Origin of the sequence: Lysinibacillus boronitolerans JCM 21713 = 10a = NBRC 103108, from assembly GCF_000772935.1 — a bacterium.
GTDB classification, from domain to species: Bacteria; Bacillota; Bacilli; order Bacillales_A; family Planococcaceae; genus Lysinibacillus; species Lysinibacillus boronitolerans.
The window spans coordinates 57,462-72,910 of record NZ_JPVR01000069.1 but is presented as its reverse complement, the minus strand read 5'-3'; the positions used below and the strand labels follow the sequence as shown (position 1 = coordinate 72,910).

The 15,449-nt window shown below is 36.9% G+C and carries 14 protein-coding genes; 13 read left to right on the top strand and 1 reads right to left on the bottom strand.

Going from position 1 to position 15,449, the window contains the following annotated elements; translation table 11 throughout:
- Positions 1-40 precede the first annotated feature (40 nt).
- From CD31_RS08090 to prfB, 11 genes are all read left to right on the top strand, one after another.
- Positions 41-1,255, top strand: a complete 1,215-nt coding sequence (locus tag CD31_RS08090; protein ID WP_052125352.1) for a glucose-6-phosphate isomerase — start codon at positions 41-43, stop codon at positions 1,253-1,255.
- Positions 1,248-2,945, top strand: coding sequence for a phospho-sugar mutase (locus tag CD31_RS08085; RefSeq protein ID WP_036076730.1), 1,698 nt, complete (start codon positions 1,248-1,250; stop codon positions 2,943-2,945). The genes CD31_RS08090 and CD31_RS08085 overlap by 8 nt, the downstream gene beginning before the upstream one ends.
- Positions 2,946-3,130: 185 nt before the next feature.
- Positions 3,131-3,508, top strand: a complete 378-nt coding sequence (locus tag CD31_RS08080) for a flagellar protein FlaG (protein WP_036076729.1) — start codon at positions 3,131-3,133, stop codon at positions 3,506-3,508.
- Positions 3,509-3,529: 21 nt separating this feature from the next.
- Positions 3,530-5,062: a flagellar hook-associated protein 2 gene (locus CD31_RS08075; protein ID WP_036076728.1), complete on the top strand. Its 1,533-nt coding sequence runs from the start codon at positions 3,530-3,532 to the stop codon at positions 5,060-5,062.
- An 18-nt stretch (positions 5,063-5,080) separates the two neighbouring features.
- The gene (gene fliT / locus CD31_RS08070) at positions 5,081-5,440 is read left to right on the top strand and encodes a flagellar protein FliT (protein ID WP_036076723.1); all 360 of its coding nucleotides are present in this window, start codon (positions 5,081-5,083) and stop codon (positions 5,438-5,440) included.
- A gap of 201 nt (positions 5,441-5,641) precedes the next feature.
- On the top strand, positions 5,642-6,052 hold the full coding sequence (gene fliS, locus CD31_RS08065) for a flagellar export chaperone FliS (protein ID WP_004227541.1): 411 nt from the start codon (positions 5,642-5,644) through the stop codon (positions 6,050-6,052).
- 181 nt (positions 6,053-6,233) lie between these two features.
- Positions 6,234-6,617 carry a PilZ domain-containing protein gene (locus CD31_RS08060; protein WP_036076722.1) on the top strand — a complete coding sequence of 128 codons (384 nt, stop codon included), beginning with the start codon at positions 6,234-6,236 and terminating at the stop codon, positions 6,615-6,617.
- A 101-nt stretch (positions 6,618-6,718) separates the two neighbouring features.
- Positions 6,719-7,270, top strand: a complete 552-nt coding sequence (gene hpf / locus CD31_RS08055) for a ribosome hibernation-promoting factor, HPF/YfiA family (protein WP_004227537.1) — start codon at positions 6,719-6,721, stop codon at positions 7,268-7,270.
- Positions 7,271-7,413: 143 nt separating this feature from the next.
- Entirely contained in the window at positions 7,414-9,924 is a 2,511-nt protein-coding gene (gene secA / locus CD31_RS08050) for a preprotein translocase subunit SecA (RefSeq protein WP_036076721.1), read from the top strand.
- 327 nt (positions 9,925-10,251) lie between these two features.
- Entirely contained in the window at positions 10,252-10,794 is a 543-nt protein-coding gene (locus CD31_RS08045) for a competence protein ComK (protein WP_016991527.1), read from the top strand.
- 122 nt (positions 10,795-10,916) lie between these two features.
- Positions 10,917-12,021, top strand: a protein-coding gene (gene prfB / locus CD31_RS08040) for a peptide chain release factor 2 (protein ID WP_237497242.1) whose coding sequence is annotated in 2 segments (ribosomal slippage) — positions 10,917-10,991 and positions 10,993-12,021 — 1,104 coding nt in all. Because the reading frame shifts where the segments join, the coding sequence is not laid out codon by codon here.
- 44 nt (positions 12,022-12,065) lie between these two features.
- On the opposite strand, the gene CD31_RS08035 is transcribed toward prfB, so the two are convergent.
- Positions 12,066-12,575 carry a competence protein ComK gene (locus tag CD31_RS08035; RefSeq protein WP_016991526.1) on the bottom strand — a complete coding sequence of 170 codons (510 nt, stop codon included), beginning with the start codon at positions 12,573-12,575 and terminating at the stop codon, positions 12,066-12,068.
- A 227-nt stretch (positions 12,576-12,802) separates the two neighbouring features.
- Here CD31_RS08035 and CD31_RS08030 point away from each other — a divergent pair, with 227 nt between their 5' ends.
- Both CD31_RS08030 and uvrB read left to right on the top strand, forming a co-directional pair.
- Positions 12,803-13,051: an IDEAL domain-containing protein gene (locus CD31_RS08030; protein WP_004227526.1), complete on the top strand. Its 249-nt coding sequence runs from the start codon at positions 12,803-12,805 to the stop codon at positions 13,049-13,051.
- Positions 13,052-13,464: 413 nt separating this feature from the next.
- Positions 13,465-15,444 carry an excinuclease ABC subunit UvrB gene (gene uvrB / locus CD31_RS08025; protein ID WP_036076720.1) on the top strand — a complete coding sequence of 660 codons (1,980 nt, stop codon included), beginning with the start codon at positions 13,465-13,467 and terminating at the stop codon, positions 15,442-15,444.
- The last annotated feature ends 5 nt before the right edge of the window (positions 15,445-15,449 follow it).

The following is a 15,449-nucleotide window of genomic DNA, read 5'->3' as shown; positions in this document are numbered from 1 at the left end:
TACTTTAAAATGGTAAGCTGTTTTAACAGGAGTTGACAAGATGATCTATTTTCAGCCATTAACTGAGTTACCTAGAATGAAAAATACTGATTGCCCGAGTATGAAGCATTACAATCCTGTTACAGTGCAAGAGCTTTTTGCAATTCAAAATGTTGCAAATCAAGTAATTTCTGAAGCGAAAATTTTCCTAGTTATTGGTGTAGGAGGTTCATTTCTTGGTGCCCGTGCAGTAATTGATGCGCTAACACCCTATTTCACTACCAAAAATGATGTTGAAATTTTATATGCCGGAAATAATATGAGCGGTGCCTACTTAAAACAATTATTAACCTATTTAGATACAAAAGAAGTATATGTCAATGTTATTTCAAAGTCAGGTTCTACGATGGAGCCAGCCTTAGCATTTCGAGTTGTGAAAAAATACATGGATAAACGATATGGAAAAGAAGCCCGTAAGCGAATTATTGTGACAACTGATGCTGAAAAAGGTATTTTGAAGAAAATTGCAAACAAAGAAGGATATCGCCAATTTGTTATTCCGTCTGATGTAGGAGGACGTTATTCAGTATTTACTCCAGTTGGCTTACTACCAATTGCTGTTGCAGGCATTGATATAGAGGCATTTGTTCGTGGGGGACGACAAGCGGAGTTGGATTTTTCAAGTGAATCAAATAGTGCGATTGATTATGCTTGGAATCGCTATGCTTTATATAAACAAGGTTATTCTGTTGAACTTCTTGCTTCATTTGAACCTAGACTAAATAAATTACATGAATGGTGGAAACAGTTATTTGGGGAAAGTGAAGGGAAGAAACACAAAGGATTATATCCTTCAACTGTAAATTATTCATCTGATTTACATGCCATCGGGCAATTTATTCAGGATGGAAGTCGAATTATGTTTGAGACGCTTATTCATTTTGACACTATCGAAGGCGATATTGAAATTCCTTTTTCAGTAGATAATATAGATGGTCTCAATTATTTAGCAGGGCGTTCAATGAATAGTATAAATTCAACTTCTAAAGATGGTGTTGCATTAGCACATGAAGAAGGTGGCGTACCAGTAATACGTATTGAACTACCAAAATTAGATGCGTATCATGTTGGCTATTTAATGATGTTCTTTATGAAGGCGTGTGTCATTAGTGCTAACTTACTAGAGGTTAATCCATACGATCAGCCAGGTGTGGAGGCATATAAAGAGAAAATGTTAGATTTATTGAAGGAAGATATGGTGAAGGTACGTGCATAAGGAATTATACGAGGAATGGTTACACAAAGCTAATTGTAGTTATCAAGAAGAATTAAATAGAATTATTAATGATGACCAAATGATAAAGGATCATTTTTATCAATATATTCCATTTGGAACAGGTGGTATGAGAGGCAAACTAGGAGCGGGAACAAATCGTATTAATGTTCATACGATTCGATTAGTTGCGGAAGGTTTGGCCAGACAAATTGAAGATCAAGGTGATTATGCAAAAAAAAGTGGTGTGGTCATAGCTTATGATACGCGTCATTTTTCTAAAGAATTTGCATATGAAACAGCTGGCGTTTTAGCAACTCATGGTATTAAAAGCTATGTATTCCGAGAAAGTAGACCTACCCCTGAGCTAAGTTTTGCTGTTCGTTATTTAACAGCTTATGCAGGGGTAGTTATTACAGCAAGTCATAATCCTAAAGAATATAATGGATTTAAAGTGTATGGTCAGGATGGAGCACAACTAACACCAAAGTTTGCTAATGAGATTATAGAACATATGAAAAGGGTGGATGATATATTTACAATTCACTCCTTTACAAAAAAAGAGCTACTTGAATCGAAATTCTGCATAGAAATCTTAGAAGATTTAGATAATGCATACAATGAAGCTTTAAAGACACTAGTAAAGAAAACGAATGAAAATGCAGATCTAAACATAGTTTATACACCTTTACATGGTGCAGGTCTAGAACCTACAAAGCGTGCATTAGCAGAAGCAGGGTTCACTAATGTCCATATTGTAAATGAACAAGCTATACAAGATGGTAATTTTCCAACGGTGAGTTATCCAAACCCGGAAGAAGCGTTAGCGTTTGAAATGGGAATTACTCTTGGCAAACAAGTCGGTGCTCAACTAATCCTTGCGACAGACCCTGATGCAGATCGCTTAGGTGTAGCAATTTCAACGAAGGACAATTATCAGTTATTGACAGGCAATCAACTAGGAGCACTTTTATTAAACTATATTCTTACTAAAGGAAGACTTGAGGGGACACTACCTGAAAATGGTGTTATATTAAAAACCATTGTAACATCTGAGTTAGGGACAGCAATCGCCAAAAGTTTTAATGTTCAAACGATAAATACGCTTACTGGGTTTAAGTTTATAGCTGAGAAAATTGAAGAATTTGAGACAACTGGTGAGTATTCATTTTTATTTGGCTACGAAGAAAGCTATGGATATTTAGCGGCAAGTTTTGTCAGGGATAAAGACGCAGTGCAGATTGCACTTCTAACCGCAGAGATGGCATCATATTACCAAAAACAGAATCAAACATTAATAGAGGTACTAAATCACCTATATAAGCAATTTGGCTATTTCGGTGAAAAATTATTAACATTTACATATGATGGCTTGGATGGGCAATTAAAAATGAAGAGCATAATGAATCGTCTTAGCATATCACCATACGAGGAAATTGGTAATACTCCTGTTGTTGCAATGGAGGATTACAGTAAGGGTATCTCCTATCTAAATGGTACGATAAAGCCACTCCATCTACCGAAGGCTGACGTCATAAAATATATATTACAAGATGGCTCTTGGATATGTGTAAGACCATCAGGGACTGAACCGAAATGTAAAATTTATGTGGGAGTATGTAAAAATAACATAAATGAGGTTCAATCTACTATAGATAAGATTATTCAAGATGTTCAATCAATAATAAATTAGGAAAAAATGTCTCAGAATAATTTTGAGACATTTTTTTAGGTAATGGCATGTTTTATTCTACTAACTGTGATAGCAGGCTGAGCTAAAATAGCCATTTTTCCTTGATTTTCTAATATCACTATGAAATTATCAATCTTTTAGCCGATACTAATTGTAACTAAGATGAAAGTAAATGGGAGGTAATTATGCGTATCAATACTCAAAATTTAGATACAACTATGAAAACTATCTCGACAGTGTCACAAAGTAATGTTGAACAGAATTCAGCAGAGCCAATTCAACAAATAACAGATGTTTTGAAGCAAGATCAACAACAAGAGACTGGCACAAGAAAAGTTACAAAAGAAAATATTGAAAAAGCGATTGATTCTATTGGTGAATTTTTAAATTTAGATCATAAACAGTCTAAATTTGTATTACACGAAGGATTAAATAAGTATTTCGTACGTTTAGTTAACTCTGAGACGGAGGAAGTAATTAAAGAGATTCCTCCAGAAAAATTACTTGATGCTTTTTACGAAATGAAAAAACTTGCAGGGATGATTATAGATGAAAAAATTTAGAAAATATTGGGGGTTTTTATAATGGTTACAAGAATTGGTGGATTAGCTTCAGGAATGGATATTGACAGTCTGGTAGAAAAGTTAATGTCTGCAGAGAAGGCACCGTTAAATAAACTGTATCAACAGAAGCAAAAATATGAATGGCAACGTGATGCTTATCGAGATGTGAATAAACAATTAGCATCATTTGATAAGTTTTTATTAGATGAAATGACGTTACAACGAGATTTTTATAAAAAAAGTGCGACTTCTTCACATGATGCTGTTTCTGTCACTGCTAACACATCTGCATCTGGTACTTTAAAAATTGATAAAATTGATCAACTCGCAACGGCAGGTAATAGAGTAGGGCTAGTGGCAGAATCAAATCGGGCAAAAACAACTACTCTAAAAAGCCTTGGTGTTACTGGTGATGCAAATGGAAAAATTGATATAAAAATGAAGGTGCTACAAAATGATGGTAGCATGAAAGAAGTTACAAAAACCTTTAAAACATCTGACACTATTGAAAGTGTTGTCGCAGGGTTAAATAAAGATACTGGATTAAATGCTTTCTACGATGAAGCGACTGGGCAATTTTCGTTGACAACACAAGCGACTGGTAAAGGTGTCAAGTATGGTGACCATGATGGGGTAAGTGCATATCTAGAAACTGGTCAAGAATTATTTTCTAAATTAGGGTTTACCTCAAGCGATCCTAGTGACCCGAATTATGCAAATGTATTAGCTAAAGGTGGACAAGATGCAAAATTAACTGTGAATGGTGCTGAAATCACACGTAGCTCAAATACATTTGATATTAATGGCTTTAATGTTACTTTAAAAGATAAATATTCAGATAGTAAACCTATTACATTGACAGCCACTACAGATGCTGATGCAATGATAGATAAAATTAAAAAGTTTGTAGAAACATATAATGGTCTAGTTGCTTCGTTAAATAGTTTAACATCTGAGAAGAAATATCGTGATTTCTTACCGTTAACAGAAGAGCAAAAAGCTGATATGGAAGAAAAAGATATTGAGAAATGGGAAGAAAAAGCGAAAAGCGGTATGCTTCGAAGTGATCCAATTGTACGAAATGCATTGTCAAGTATGCGTGGCATTATGTATGAAAAGGGTGGAAGTAATAATGCCTTATTCGATACTTTATCTGAGATGGGTATAACTACTACAAAATCCTATCTTGAAGGCGGTAAATTAGAAATCGATGAAGAAAAATTACGTGCAGCAATTACGGCAGATCCACAAGCAGTATCCGATACTTTCACAAAATCCTTAGAAAATGGTAATGGTGGGATTGTCCAAAAGCTCCGTGGGTCCATTAAAAATTCTGTAGCCACAATTGAGAAAAAAGCTGGTAAAACAACAATGACAGAGCAAAATTACTCAATCGGTAAAAGCTTAATTGGTGTGGATGATAGAATTGCTGCTTGGAAAGTGAAATTGGAAAACATAGAAAAACGATATTGGAAACAATTCTCTGCTATGGAGCAAGCAATAAACAAAGCAAATCAACAGTCTAGTATGTTTATGCAAGGCGGAGGCTTCTAATTAAGGTAGGGGAAAAATATGCAGCAAATAGATCAACTATTGCAAGCATCAGCAAATTTATTTAAGCATTTGGGTGAAACTCCTAAAGGTGAAGACCGTGATGAATATATCAACACTATTAATAACATGTTGGACAAGCGTGGTATGATTATTAAAGGCATAATGGATGAGGGATTTCATTTTGATGAACAAAATCACATTCATCGTACATTGCTAGAATTAGATAAGGGTATTAAAAAGCGTTTAGCAGATGTAATGGATGCAGTTAAACAAGACATGGTAAACCTACAAAAAACGAAGAAAAGTGAACAGCAATATTTCAATCCTTATTCAAATGTTCGTGTGATGGATGGCATGTATTATGACAAAAAAAATTAATAGTTTATCTTCATTCATCGTGGTAGTAGTTGCTAGCTGAATGTAGATAATGCTTTGGCAGATGTCATGGATTTTAAAAGGAGTGAATTGTGATCTTACAATTCAAAAACCAGACAAAATTACGCTGAGACGTAAATAGCTTTTCTTCGTAAAATGGTTTAAACTAGTAAATAAGTAACCTTTCAAAGGAGTTGTCCTTTATTGGCAGCAAATTTAACAGCACAAAACGCGTATAAACAAAATAGTGTGACTACAGCTTCACCTGGCGAACTGACATTAATGCTTTATAATGGATGCTTGAAATTCTTGCATAAGGCGAAACAAGCTATCCAAGATAAGAATATTCAAGAGAAAAATACAAACATTCAAAAAGCTCAGGCGATTATTAGTGAACTGATGTCTACACTCAATATGGATATTGAGATTTCGAAACAAATGCTACCTCTTTACGAATATATGAATCATCGTTTAGTAGAAGCCAACATTCAAAATGATGTAGCCATTATTGAAGAAGTGGAAGGATTGGTGACGGAATTTCGCGATACGTGGAAGGAAGTAATTCGCATTAATCGACAACAGCAATTTGGTCAGGGAAACAGCGGACAAATTTAGACACAATTAGAGACCATCGAAAGAGATGGTCTCTTTTTTGTTAAATCGTTTTTATCACGAAATAGTCATAAATTAGGCTATTCAACGGTAAAATATGTTACTTATTCCCTGTAGCTGTAAGTTGGGCATCATGGCATAATCAAAGCAATAAACATGTTTAAAAGAGTACTGGGGTGGGAATATGATCTTTAAGCGTCAAGAAGGTTTCCGTTTTAAATTTAAGGAGCCTATTCAAATAACTTTTGCTATTTATGAGAATGGAAAGGTCAATCATGGACAAACCGCTATGGCTGACTTGTTGGATATTAGTCCACGTGGATTAAAGATGTTTACGGAAGTGGATTTAGGTATAAACCCTCCTCCATTAGATATCCATTTTGTGCTTGATACACAAGAAGTTCGCGCTTATGGAGAAGTGATTTGGAGTCGTCCATTTGGTAACGGCAAGCAATATGGCATCTATTTCAATAATCAAGCTCCCGTGGAAGATTTGATTGTTGAAGAATTAAAGCTTCGACGAAAAAAGGAAGCAGCTGAAGCGAAAAAACAAAATAATAATTTATAAAATTTATAAAAAATTTTTTGTAAAAAAAAGAATGATTTTAGAGGAATTTCACACACTTGTGTAGAAATAGATAGTATAGCAGTTATAAAGGAGGAGTTTACATGTTAAACTTTAACATTCGTGGTGAAAATATTGAGGTAACTCCAGCTATTCGAGAGTATGTTGAGAACAAAATCGATAAAGTTGAACGCTATTTTAACGAAGATGTTAATGCCAACGCTAATGTCAATTTAAAGGTTTACAATGACAAACAAACTAAAGTGGAAGTCACTATTCCAATGAAGAACCTAACTCTTCGTGCTGAAGAGCGTCATAATGATATGTATGCTGCTGTTGATCTAATTGTTGATAAATTAGAGCGTCAGATCCGCAAACATAAAACAAAAGTAAACCGTAAATTCCGCGAGCGTGAAGGTGCAGGCCTTTATTTTGCTACTACTCAAGCAGCCGCTGATGCTGTGTCAGAGGAAGAAGAATACTCAATTGTTCGTACAAAGCAATTTGATTTAAAACCTATGGATCAAGAAGAGGCAGTTCTACAAATGAATATGCTTGGACATGATTTTTATGTCTTTACTGATGCTGAATCGAACGGCACAAATATTGTATATAAGCGTAAAGATGGAAAATATGGCTTAATTGAAACTACTTAAAACTTCATGATGACAAAGGCTCTCGCGATGGCGAGGGTCTTTTTTTGTATGACAATCATATGTACCCGAGGTGACAGTTTGCATGAAACTGTTACACAATGGTAAAATGAAAGTTGAATCTATATAGGAAGTGAAAAACATTCATGGCAAACCTATTAAATAAATTATTTGATTTCAATAAACGTGAGTTAAAAAAATTAGAAAAAATCGCTGACCAAGTTGAGGGATTCGCTTCTCAAATGGAACAGCTTTCAGATGATCAACTACAAGCGAAAACAGATGAATTTAAAAAACGCTATGCTGAGGGTGAGCATTTAGAGTCGATTCGTGCCGAAGCGTTTGCTGTTTGTCGAGAAGCTTCAAAACGTGTATTAGAGATGTATCCATTCCGTGTTCAAATCATGGGGGCTGCTGCTCTTGATGAGGGGAATATCGCGGAGATGAAAACCGGGGAAGGTAAAACTTTAACAGCGACAATGGCTGTTTATTTGAATGCTATCACTGGTAAAGGTGTACATGTTGTAACAGTCAATGAATACCTAGCGAGTCGTGATGCTGCTGAAATGGGACAACTTTATAATTTCTTAGGCTTATCTGTTGGGCTAAACCTGAATAGCCTTTCAAAAGATGAAAAACGAACTGCTTATGAGGCTGATATTACGTATAGTACAAACAATGAGCTAGGATTTGACTACTTACGTGATAACATGGTGCTTTACAAAGAGGAACGTGTACAACGTCCATTACACTATGCTGTCATTGATGAGGTGGACTCGATCTTAATTGATGAAGCGCGTACACCATTAATTATTTCGGGTCAGGCTGGGAAATCAGCACAGCTTTATAAACAATCGAATGCCTTTGTACGTATGTTAAATGCAGAGACAGACTATACGTATGAAGAGTCAACAAAAGGTGTTACGTTAACAGATGCAGGTGTGGAAAAGGCAGAAAAAGCATTTGGCATCGATAATCTATTTGATTTGACACATGTTCGTTTAAATCATGCGATCAATCAATCATTAAAGGCGCATGTCAGTATGCATAATGATGTCGATTATGTTGTGCAGGATGGCGAAATTGTGATCGTTGATGGCTTTACTGGTCGTTTGATGAAGGGTCGTCGTTATTCTGATGGCTTACACCAAGCAATTGAAGCTAAAGAAGGCGTTGAGATTCAAAATGAATCGATGACAATGGCGACAATTACCTTCCAAAACTACTTCCGTATGTATCAAAAGCTTGCAGGGATGACAGGTACAGCGAAAACAGAGGAAGAGGAATTCCGCAATATTTACAATATGAATGTTGTCGCTATTCCAACGAATAAACCAATTGCTCGTGATGATCGTGCTGACTTGATTTTTGCAACGATGGAAGGGAAATATAAAGCAGTTGCTGCTGATATCGCAGAGCGTCATAGAGCTGGTCAACCTGTTCTTGTTGGTACAGTTGCTATTGAAACATCTGAGATTATTTCAAAACTATTGGATAAACATAAAATTCCTCATAATGTGTTAAATGCGAAAAACCATGAACGTGAAGCTGAAATTATTGCGAACGCTGGTACCAAGGGTGCAGTGACAATTGCAACAAACATGGCTGGACGTGGTACAGATATTAAACCTGGCGAAGGAGTACTCGAAATTGGCGGTTTAGCGGTAATCGGTACAGAGCGACATGAATCACGTCGTATTGATAATCAGCTTCGTGGACGTTCTGGTCGTCAAGGGAATCCTGGGGTTACACAATTCTACCTATCCCTAGAGGATGATTTAATGCGTCGTTTTGGCTCTGATAATATGAAGTCGATGATGATGCGCTTAGGTATGGATGATTCCCAGCCATTGCAATCTAAAGTTGTGTCGAGAGCTGTAGAATCAGCACAGAAACGTGTCGAAGGTAATAACTTTGATGCGCGTAAACGATTATTACAATATGACGATGTACTACGTCAGCAACGTGAGATTATTTATAAAGAGCGTTATGATGTGCTGGAAACAGAAAATATGCGTGTGCTTGTTGAGTCTATGATTCAAGAAACAATCGATAATGTTGTTAGCCTGTATACTCAAGGTGAGCAGAAGGATTGGAACCTAAAGGCTATTGAAGACTTTGTAGCGGCCAATCTTTTAGAGGAAGGTCAACTTAAAGTATCTGATTTCCAAGGCAAGTCTGCTGAAGATATTAATCAGTTAATCTCTGATGCTGTTCATGTTCGTTATGATGAAAAAGAGGCAGAACTGACACCAGAGCGTATGCGTGAGTTTGAAAAGGTTATTTTATTACGATCAATCGATACAAAATGGATTGATCATATTGATGCAATGGATCAACTACGCCAAGGTATCCATCTGCGTGCGTATGGTCAAAACGATCCACTACGTGAATATCAACAAGAAGGCTTTGCGATGTTTGAGGATATGGTAGCCTCTATTCGTGAGGATGTTGCGAAATATGCAATGAAAGCAGAAATTCGCAATAATCTTGAGCGTGAAGAGGTGGCGAAGGGGCAGGCTGTTAATCCGAAAGAAGAAGGTGGCTCCGCTCCGAAAAAGCAACCTGTACGTAAGGCTGAAAACATTGGTCGTAATGATTTATGTCCATGTGGAAGTGGTAAGAAATTTAAAAATTGTCATGGTACGGCTCAATAATATCTAGGTGAAAAAATCATTTTAACTACGTGTTGAAATGATTTTTTCTTTTTAAACTAGCTTAAAATTGAAGAAATTTTAGTATAAATAGTCAGAATTTATAGACAATTGAAAAATATGGGTATACAATAGCTGTAATAATAGGTATATAGTACAAGTAATTTATCCTATTATTATCCTGAATTTTTGATTGTGATACTAAGTCTTAAGGAGGATCGGAATTTTCAAGCAATCTTACTCATTAAAATAGCGGGAATGTACGCATATTAGTATATTCCTTTTTATTTTGACTGGAAGCAACATAAAATGTATAAAGGGGGACTATAGATGCATAAAAAAGATATTATGAATAGTGAAACAATGATGTATATGCCTGTGTATGATTCCTTTGGAAATTTATGTACGCAGGTGTATGAGAAAAATAATGAGTATATTTCTACGCTACCACCAACGAAATTATTGGACTTTAATCTGCGTTATTTTGGTTCTAGTTTAAGAGGAGCGTTCGATGGTTCGAAAATGATCCTAGGCAAGCTTAATAAAAATCCTATTGTCGTGCATGAGCGTTGTAATATTTTATGGTTCCCTAGTAGGTCTCCTCTACATCCTGACTGTATCTGGTTCGCTGTCCATCATATAGATGACTATGTCGCTGTGGATAAAAAGAGGACAAAGGTTACCTTTATGAATGGCATGGAATTTATTGTGGATGTCAGTGTCAATGCGTTAGAGTCTCGGATTCAAAGAGCTTTTTTATTAAAATATAGACTAGAGAAACGAACAAAATATTTACTTGTTCAGTATGATCGTGTGAAAGTATTTCAACGTCTTGCCAAGAATATGTTTGAGGACGAGACGCAGGATAGTTAACTTACTACCACAAAACATCTGCTAGATAGTATGTTTTCCTTTATAAAAACGTTATAATAAAAAGATACGGGGCTTTATGAATAAAGTGTTAGCTCCATGACTAACGTTCGGAGGATTTAACGATGATTGAATTAGCAGATGTACGCAATGTGTTAGACACTACAGCCAAAAAATTGGCGGACTTTAGGGGGTCTCTTTGACTTAGAGAACAAAGAGGCACGTATTCAGGAGCTAGATGAAATGATGCTAGAGCCAGGCTTTTGGGATGATCAGCAGGGTGCTCAGGTGATTATCAATGAAGGAAATGGCTTAAAAGCAATTGTCAATGAATATAAAGATTTAGTGGAAACACATGAAAATTTAGATATGACACTGGAACTTTTACGTGAAGAACCAGACGAAGAATTACAAGAAGAGCTAGGCAAAGAACTAGCAGAATTCCAACAAAAGATGGCTGATTTCGAGCTACAATTACTGCTAAGTGGCCCATACGATCAAAACAATGCCATTTTAGAGCTACATCCTGGTGCTGGTGGTACGGAATCACAGGACTGGGGCTCAATGCTATTACGTATGTATACACGATGGGCAGAGAAGCGTGGATTTAAAGTGGAAACAGTGGACTATCTACCAGGAGATGAAGCTGGGATTAAATCTGTAACATTGTCGATTAAAGGTCACAATGCTTTCGGTTATTTACAAGCGGAAAAGGGTGTCCATCGTCTAGTACGTATTTCTCCATTCGATTCGTCTGGCCGCCGTCATACGTCTTTCGTTTCCTGTGATGTTATGCCAGAGTTTGACGACAATATTGAAATCGATATTCGTACAGAGGATTTAAAAATTGATACGTATCGTGCAACAGGGGCAGGTGGTCAACATATTAATACGACAGATTCTGCCGTTCGTATAACGCATATTCCTACTGGTACGATCGTTCAATGTCAGGCTGAGCGCTCCCAGATTAAAAACCGTGAAAAAGCGATGACGATGTTAAAAGGGAAGCTATATCAATTAGAACTTGATAAACAGCAAGCACAATTAGATGAAATACGTGGTGAGCAAAAAGAAATAGGCTGGGGCTCCCAAATTCGTTCGTATGTCTTCCACCCTTACTCGATGGTGAAGGATCATCGTACAAATGAAGAAACAGGTAATGTGGGTGCAGTGATGGATGGCGATTTAGATCCATTTATAAATGCCTATCTACGTTCAAAAATAAATTAATCGACAGATTCCCCCAAGAGTAAGAAGCTCTTGGGGGATTTTTGTTAAAAGGGTGGATGATAGGGTGCATCTTGGCTCAGTTGTTTTCGTTCACTCATGTAATATTTATACAGCATAGAAGCGTTAAGAAACTGTTTACTAATGGATGCATATCGGATAGGCAATTCAATTTGTTTATTATTTTTTAATGTTACAATACACCCCATTTCACTAGGAGTAATATTAATAATTGCATGAAGCCCTATCCATATATTGTGAATGGAGCTGGGTGAAAAAGTGGGCAGAAAAATACAGGGATAACCGTAATCAAAGGCCACGACGATTGGTAGCTTGTGTTGATTGCCAAAAAAACGTTTAGCCGATTGTTTTGCGGCTTCATAGGTTGATCCTAATGAGAGGCAGGATTTTCGAAGGACATGCATCGGTTTGCGTGTAACAATCAGCTCATTATGCTTATCAATCACATGCGTGAAGACTTTGGAGTCATGCTGAATAGGTTGCAGCAAATAAGTATTGAATGAAATTAAGTAGCCGTTTACAAAGTTAGTTGTCATATAGGGAGTGCCTCCTTTTTTCTAGTGATAACGGTAGTGTAAAACAGAATATGACTTTCTTAAATTGGATGAAATAGTTGAAAATCGTTCAGAAAAGCACGAAATGCTTAGAGAATTTGCTCTAAATATAAATGGATTAATAGCTAATCCAAGATATTTTCGAATCGTAAGCATTGCTTTTTAAATTCAATTTTCATATAATTTAGAAAAGGATCGAGGTGAGATCGTTGGATAAATATTATTCGTATACAGATTTTCTGAAAGCCGTTGGTCAGTCGAAAAAAGTTGATGAGGCAGAGAAATTATTAAACGAGATTTATTTAGATTTATTTTTAAATCGTATCCAGCGTATGCATCGGCAAGAGCAGCTCATGGTTCTGATAGATAGAGCACTCGATGAAAAAGATGAAAACGCATTTTATCAATACGCATCCGAACTAACTTCCTTACAGCAAACAGAAGATGAATCATATTGACGAACCCGCTCTCCATATCTATTGGAGAGTGGGATTTTTTTGATTTTGAAAATATGTGCGGGAATGTAGACTTCACTCCAAAAGCAGAGGACCCGCTCATAAAAGAGTGAAAGCTGCTCGGAAAGTAAAGTCTTCCGATCATAACAGTGAGATAACCGCTCAAAAAGAAGTGACCTCGCTCCAAAAGCAATAATCATCACTCTGAACAGGGAAAATCATCCACCGATGAAGCTTGAAAACCTGATAAAACGGCTATTATAAGAGTAAAAAGTTAAATTGAACGCCATGTTATGTATTAAAAATTTTAGAGATGAAAAAAATTTTTACAAACATTCGTTCGTTAAATGTTCGAAATTTTAATATTGCTATGCTAAAATATATGTACAAATTGGAAGGAAAGGATGGGGACATGAGTGCAAACATTTGATTTACAAGCGCCATATCAGCCTAACGGGGATCAGCCACAGGCCATTGCGGAATTAGTGGAGGGTGTGAAAGCAGGCAAACGTCATCAAACATTGCTTGGTGCTACTGGAACAGGTAAGACGTTTACCATTTCGAATGTCATCCAGCAAGTCAAAAAACCAACACTAATCATGGCACACAATAAAACGTTAGCTGGCCAGCTATATAGTGAATTTAAAGAGTTCTTCCCAAATAACGCCGTTGAATATTTTGTCAGCTACTATGATTACTACCAGCCAGAAGCTTATGTACCGCAGACAGATACCTATATAGAAAAAGACTCTAGCATTAACGATGAAATTGATAAGCTGCGTCACTCTGCTACCTCTGCATTGTTTGAGCGTGAGGATGTCATTATTATTGCATCTGTGTCCTGCATTTATGGTTTAGGTTCTCCCGAAGAATATCGAGAAATGGTTGTTTCCATTCGTACAGGTATGGAAATTGAACGTAATCAGCTACTGCGCAAGCTTGTAGACGTTCAGTATGAGCGTAATGATGTTAGTTTTACTCGCGGAACATTTCGGGTACGTGGAGATGTAGTGGAAATCTTCCCAGCCTCTCGTGATGAGCATTGTATTCGGGTGGAATTTTTCGGTGATGAAATTGATCGCATTCGTGAAGTAGATGCACTAACTGGAGAGATTTTATCGGATCGAGAGCATGTGGCTATTTTCCCAGCATCCCACTTCGTTACACGAGAAGAAAAAATGCGAAAAGCAATTGAAAACATTGAAAAAGAATTAGAGGAACGACTTGCATTATTACGATCAGAAGATAAATTACTAGAGGCACAGCGTTTAGAGCAACGTACACGTTATGATTTAGAGATGATGCGTGAAATGGGCTTTTGCTCTGGAATTGAAAACTATTCACGTCATTTAACATTGCGTGAGGCAGGGGCCACTCCATATACTTTGCTAGATTACTTCCCTGATGACTTTTTGCTTGTGGTCGATGAAAGTCACGTAACACTCCCACAGGTTCGAGGAATGTACAATGGTGACCAAGCGCGTAAAGGTGTGCTCGTGGAACACGGCTTCCGCTTGCCATCTGCTTTAGATAATCGTCCATTACGTTTTGAAGAGTATGAAAACCGTGTACATCAAGCCATTTATGTATCAGCCACACCAGGTCCATATGAGCTGGAGCATACACCAGAAATGGTAGAGCAAATTATCCGACCAACTGGATTATTAGATCCATTAATTGATGTACGTCCTATCGAAGGGCAAATCGATAATTTAATTGATGAAATACAAGATCGAATTGCGCGTGATGAGCGAGTTTTAGTGACAACGCTAACGAAGAAAATGTCTGAGGATTTAACGGCTTACCTGAAGGAAATGGGCTTAAAAGTTGAATATTTACATTCAGAAATTAAGACACTAGAACGTATTGAAATTATCCGTGAGCTACGCAAAGGAACATATGATGTACTAATAGGTATTAATCTATTGCGTGAAGGTCTTGATATCCCTGAGGTGTCCCTTGTGGCGATTTTAGATGCTGATAAAGAAGGATTTTTACGTTCAGAACGTTCATTGATTCAAACCATTGGTCGTGCTGCTCGTAACGCGAATGGTCATGTCATTATGTATGCGGATCATATAACAGACTCGATGAGAAAGGCGATTGATGAAACGCAACGTCGTCGTGCATTACAAATGGCTTATAACGAGGAGCATGGCATAACACCTCAAACGATCATTAAGAAAATCCCAGATGTGATACGTGCAACACAAGTAGCAGAAGAAGAGGAATCCTATGTAACAAAGGCAACAAAAGGCAAAAAGCTAACAAAGGCGGAAAGAGAACAGCTCTTAGCTTCCCTAGAAGTCGAAATGAAGGAAGCAGCAAAAGCGCTTGATTTTGAACGTGCGGCTGAGTTGCGAGATACAATATTTGAATTGAAGGTAGAAGGGTGAATGAC

Coding starts and splice junctions, on each gene's coding strand:
- CD31_RS08045 (WP_016991527.1), top strand. CDS start 10,252: ATGCATAAAAAAGATATTATGAATAGTGAAACAATGATGTATATGCCT.
- CD31_RS08035 (WP_016991526.1), bottom strand. CDS start 12,575: ATGACAACTAACTTTGTAAACGGCTACTTAATTTCATTCAATACTTAT.
- CD31_RS08090 (WP_052125352.1), top strand. CDS start 41: ATGATCTATTTTCAGCCATTAACTGAGTTACCTAGAATGAAAAATACT.
- fliT (WP_036076723.1), top strand. CDS start 5,081: ATGCAGCAAATAGATCAACTATTGCAAGCATCAGCAAATTTATTTAAG.
- CD31_RS08075 (WP_036076728.1), top strand. CDS start 3,530: ATGGTTACAAGAATTGGTGGATTAGCTTCAGGAATGGATATTGACAGT.
- CD31_RS08080 (WP_036076729.1), top strand. CDS start 3,131: ATGCGTATCAATACTCAAAATTTAGATACAACTATGAAAACTATCTCG.
- CD31_RS08060 (WP_036076722.1), top strand. CDS start 6,234: ATGATCTTTAAGCGTCAAGAAGGTTTCCGTTTTAAATTTAAGGAGCCT.
- secA (WP_036076721.1), top strand. CDS start 7,414: ATGGCAAACCTATTAAATAAATTATTTGATTTCAATAAACGTGAGTTA.
- hpf (WP_004227537.1), top strand. CDS start 6,719: ATGTTAAACTTTAACATTCGTGGTGAAAATATTGAGGTAACTCCAGCT.